Annotated in this window: 2 protein-coding genes; one reads left to right on the top strand and one right to left on the bottom strand. The window is 37.8% G+C overall.

All coding sequences use genetic code 11. The features are described 5' to 3' along the window. Positions 1 to 585: 585 nt before the first annotated feature. Positions 586 to 819 (top strand): sulfatase-like hydrolase/transferase, encoded by a 234-nt coding sequence (locus ACFO5O_RS14730; RefSeq protein WP_387965160.1) that lies wholly within the window; start codon positions 586 to 588, stop codon positions 817 to 819. A 524-nt stretch (positions 820 to 1,343) separates the two neighbouring features. Here the strand turns inward: ACFO5O_RS14730 and ACFO5O_RS14725 are convergent. Beyond that, the gene (locus ACFO5O_RS14725; RefSeq protein WP_387965158.1) at positions 1,344 to 3,797 is read right to left on the bottom strand and encodes a BNR-4 repeat-containing protein; all 2,454 of its coding nucleotides are present in this window, start codon (positions 3,795 to 3,797) and stop codon (positions 1,344 to 1,346) included. Between the last annotated feature and the right edge of the window lie 409 nt (positions 3,798 to 4,206).

Here is a 4,206-nt window from a genome sequence, read left to right as displayed (position 1 = left end):
TGGTGAAGGTATAACAATAAATATATCAGGTTTTTCTAAAGGGATGTATATTTTAAAAACAGATTTAGGGATAACCAAAAGGTTATTGTATAAGTAGTAAGAACTTGTTTGTTTAATATTATGGTATAAGTATCAGTTACTGGCTATTTATAGGATTGAACAGCATACTTTATTCATTTGATTATTGTTACTATAGTAAAGATTTCTAATTAATGCGACGTATAGTTCCGCTAATTCTTGCTATAAACTTATTTTTAGGATGCCAGCCCAAAAACAACAAGTAGTCATTTGGTTCAGATTCTTTGACTTTAAATGAACTAAGTAAAAATTTCAAAAACCCTTCAACTGTATCGTCTGGAAACCGGGTTTCATAGCATTGGAAACAACATTAGCAAAGAAACTTTGACTACTAAATATAGAGGCTATAAAAAAGCAGGTTTACAAGACATTCATTTGTTTAATAAAGTTGGTCACCGTCACATACTATTGAAATTGGCAATGTAATTAAAAAAGGAATAAATTAATTGAAAATCGAAGTAACAAACACATGAACTGGTCAATACGCCATTAACAAATGGGGTATTTATGAATGAAGTACAGCTAGATACCAATGCTGTTTCCATGGGCAAAATATTTTCTAAAGCCGGGTATGATACAGGTTTTATTGGTAAGTGGTATATAGCTGGACACGGAAAACAAAATTTTATACCGCCCTGCAATAGACAACAAGGTTTTCAGTTTTGGAAGGCCAATGAATGTACACATAATTATAACCATTCAATTTATTATGATAATAATGACCCAACCCCTAAGTATTGAAAGGGCTATGACACTTTTGTCTTGACTTGGGGAATTAACAATGGCTTATTAGACTAAAAACATACGCCTGCTGTTATTAAAGCTTGGCATGCTCTAAAGACATGTCAGCATAAAGATGGTCGAGTTGGATGGTTACAAAATATTGGTGCAATTCCTGAAACCACTTATAGCATTAGCATTGATAAGAGTTAGCATTCATTGTGAGCGTTCAACCTTCCAATTTGTAAATTATAGTATATTCTCCTAAATGTTTTCTGTAGGATAACCCCTGTCTGATTTCACAGTTTTAAGTCGATAGGTATCATTCACTAATGATTTAATGGTCTATTCTTTGTTATCAGATGTTTAAATTGGATGAACCGTTGACCCGATTCTTCTTGATCTTCTCTTGTTTCAACCTACCCGCATTTAATAATTCTTATGAATCATTTATTCATTAAAGAATTTAGATTTATACTGTGATGAAAAAAGAACCCCCAGCCACCTATCTTAGCTAGGGGGTAATAAAATTGTAAGGAATTACATCATTCCTTGATCATTACTTTAAAGTTCTCAATAGTATTATTGTAAAAAGTTTGAATGATGTATAAACCAACTGGTAAATCATCAACCTTAATCGTATTAAGAGAATTGGAAATTTTTCCACCTATGATTAGTTGACCCGAAAGATTATATATCTTGAAAGTCGCTTGTGAATGATTTTCCTTCAAGGTAATATACAACCGGTCTGTAGCAGGATTTGGATACACTGAAACGTTTTGATTTTCCTCTATACCTGAATCTGTCGATAGTACATTTGATAATCTAGCTCCCGACCCTGTGCATGTAATCACATTAAGTGAACTGTTGTATGTCAGAGTTGCATGCGTTACATTATCCACGCAAAAGTTGACTGTTACCCCTCCCTTGGCAGTGGATGAAGTGAGTAATGTTACTGTTCCGTCAGCACCAGTACTACCATTGACGGTTTCGTTAAAGGTACCGGAAAAGGTTCCCGTAACTGTGGCACCCGAAACTGGGTTACCAGTGTCATCCAAAATGGTCACTGTAGCTACGCCACGTTTCTGCCCCTTGCCTTCTGACTGGCTTTCTGTGACGATGGAATTAACATAAGCTTCTGTTGGAGTACTAGTGCCGTTACCCGTAACGGTCACAATACTTGATGATCCAGTTGCCGATTCATTGTCGGTCGCAATCGCGGAAATGTCATAAGAGCCAATCCCAATAGCCCAGTTAATCGAATATGGACTGCTGGTATCAATTCCTGCACTGATCCCATTCACTAAAAATTCCACCTGACTTACTGTACCATCGCTATCAGAGGCATCAGCTGAAATGGTGATGACATCCCCATCATTGAAAGATGCTCCATTGGCAGGCGAAGTGATACTCACTGATGGTGGATTATTGACAGTACTATTACCAGTAACAGTAACAACACTTGATGAACCAGTTGCCGATTCATTGTCTGTAGCAATCGCGGAAATATCATAAGAGCCAACCCCGATAGTCCAGTTTAACGAATATGGACTGTTGGTATCAATTCCTGCACTGATGCCATTCACAAAAAATTCCACCTGACTTAAAGTACCATCGCTATCAGAAGCATCAGCTGAAATAGTGACAACATCCCCATCATTGAAAGACGCTCCATTCGTAGGCGTAGTGATACTCACTAATGGCGGGTTATTAGCTGGAGCTCCAAAGTTCCAGTTGAGCAGCTGAAGTCGGTTGTCATTAGAAACTACCATACTCATTAGCCTGTCTCCGGAAGCAGTCATCACACTGTTAGCAGAGGTTTTATATGAATCTGCGTCGTTATGTATTTCTGACCACTGATTAAATAAGCCTCCATTTGAGGGTGTTTCAAATAATCGGAGAGAATTATTGCTTCCCTGACGTACCAGAAAGTACAGGTCATTAGTAACTCTATCGGCATATATTTTCGGGCGGTCCCCTGTGAATGTGGCTAGAACTTGATCAGACCAACTGAATTGGGTTCCATTATTAATTCCGATATGATGTTTATAATTGCTTCCATGCCTTAAGACCACATGTACATTACCATTTCCATCTACAGCACAGCCATTGTGATTTGCCAACCCTGAATCTTGTGCAATATTTGAAACGATGATACTAGTGTTTCCGACATTTACGGGCAGAGTCTGAGTACTACCAGCACTATTTTTCCATGTGACACCATTATCATCAGAGTACATAAACATCAGATCATGATTGGTCGCTCCATCAGGAGATTCCCTCCATACCCAGGTTAGGTAAATTCTTCCATCTTTGAAGTTAACATCATTAAAGTAGGCACACCTTGTTGATCCATTCCAATTGGCATCAATTATCTTAACCGGTGCATCCCAAAATCCATCGTCCCGATACTTGACCAGGAAGGTATGCCCATTACCACTTCCTCCATCTCTGTACATAAAGAACAACTTATTGGCGTCACCGACAAAAAATCGTGGATAGGTCACCCTGTCAATCAAGGTTTGATTCGATTGCAAATAATTTTGAGTAGGGCCGAATAAACTCGCATTAAAGTTTGCATCACTTACAGTCGCCGCACCGGGAGAGGAAATGATGTAACGAAGATCACCGGCATGCATATCGAAAGCCAGATGAATCCTTCCATCATTAGGTGATACAATGATATTAGGGGTATTGTGATTATCCCATGTGCCATTTCTCTGTTCGTAAGTATGTGGCAATTCAACGTATACCCAGTTTGAACCTATGCCATTGTTGTTATTTCTGGCAATGGTTAGTTTTCTGGTGGTTGCATCATAATATGTTAAATACACAAAATTTTGATACACCGCAATTGCATTTTGTTGCGTAGAGGTCGCTATCACCGGATTGGTTGCCCAACAGTTTGCAGATACTACTGTTTTGTCCAAAGTGATCGTTTGAGCTGCACCCATAAATATTGACAGGCACAGCATGCTTGAGAGAAATAGTTTTTTCATTTGCATAATGGTTAATAGTTTAAGTGGTTAATAAAATTAATTCTAGCTGGGAAATATTTACTTAAAGTTATGTAAATATCAAATATATCTATCCTGTACTTCCCTGTGATTTGGAGTTGTAGAAAGATGTTACTTCAAAATTGCACAAAAGTGCAGGACTCCTTATCCTGTGTAAATAACCTGCATTTCTATCTAATACCTGTCAGTAGAAAAACTGACAAGCAGGCACTTGGGTGTTGGAACTTAATATGCCAAGTGGTGGTGCAGGACCAAATTATGATTATGTTACTTTAACGAAAGTTGGTTCACTTGGTACCGATGATTTTGAATTGAATAAACCAAGACTGGTAGTTTATCCAATTCCAAGTTCAAACGGTAAATTCAACTTAAGTTTACACACGAAATGGGA

This window comes from Geojedonia litorea (genome assembly GCF_042654525.1).
GTDB lineage: Bacteria > Bacteroidota > Bacteroidia > Flavobacteriales > Flavobacteriaceae > Geojedonia > Geojedonia litorea.
This window is presented reverse-complemented; position numbering and strand designations above follow the sequence as displayed.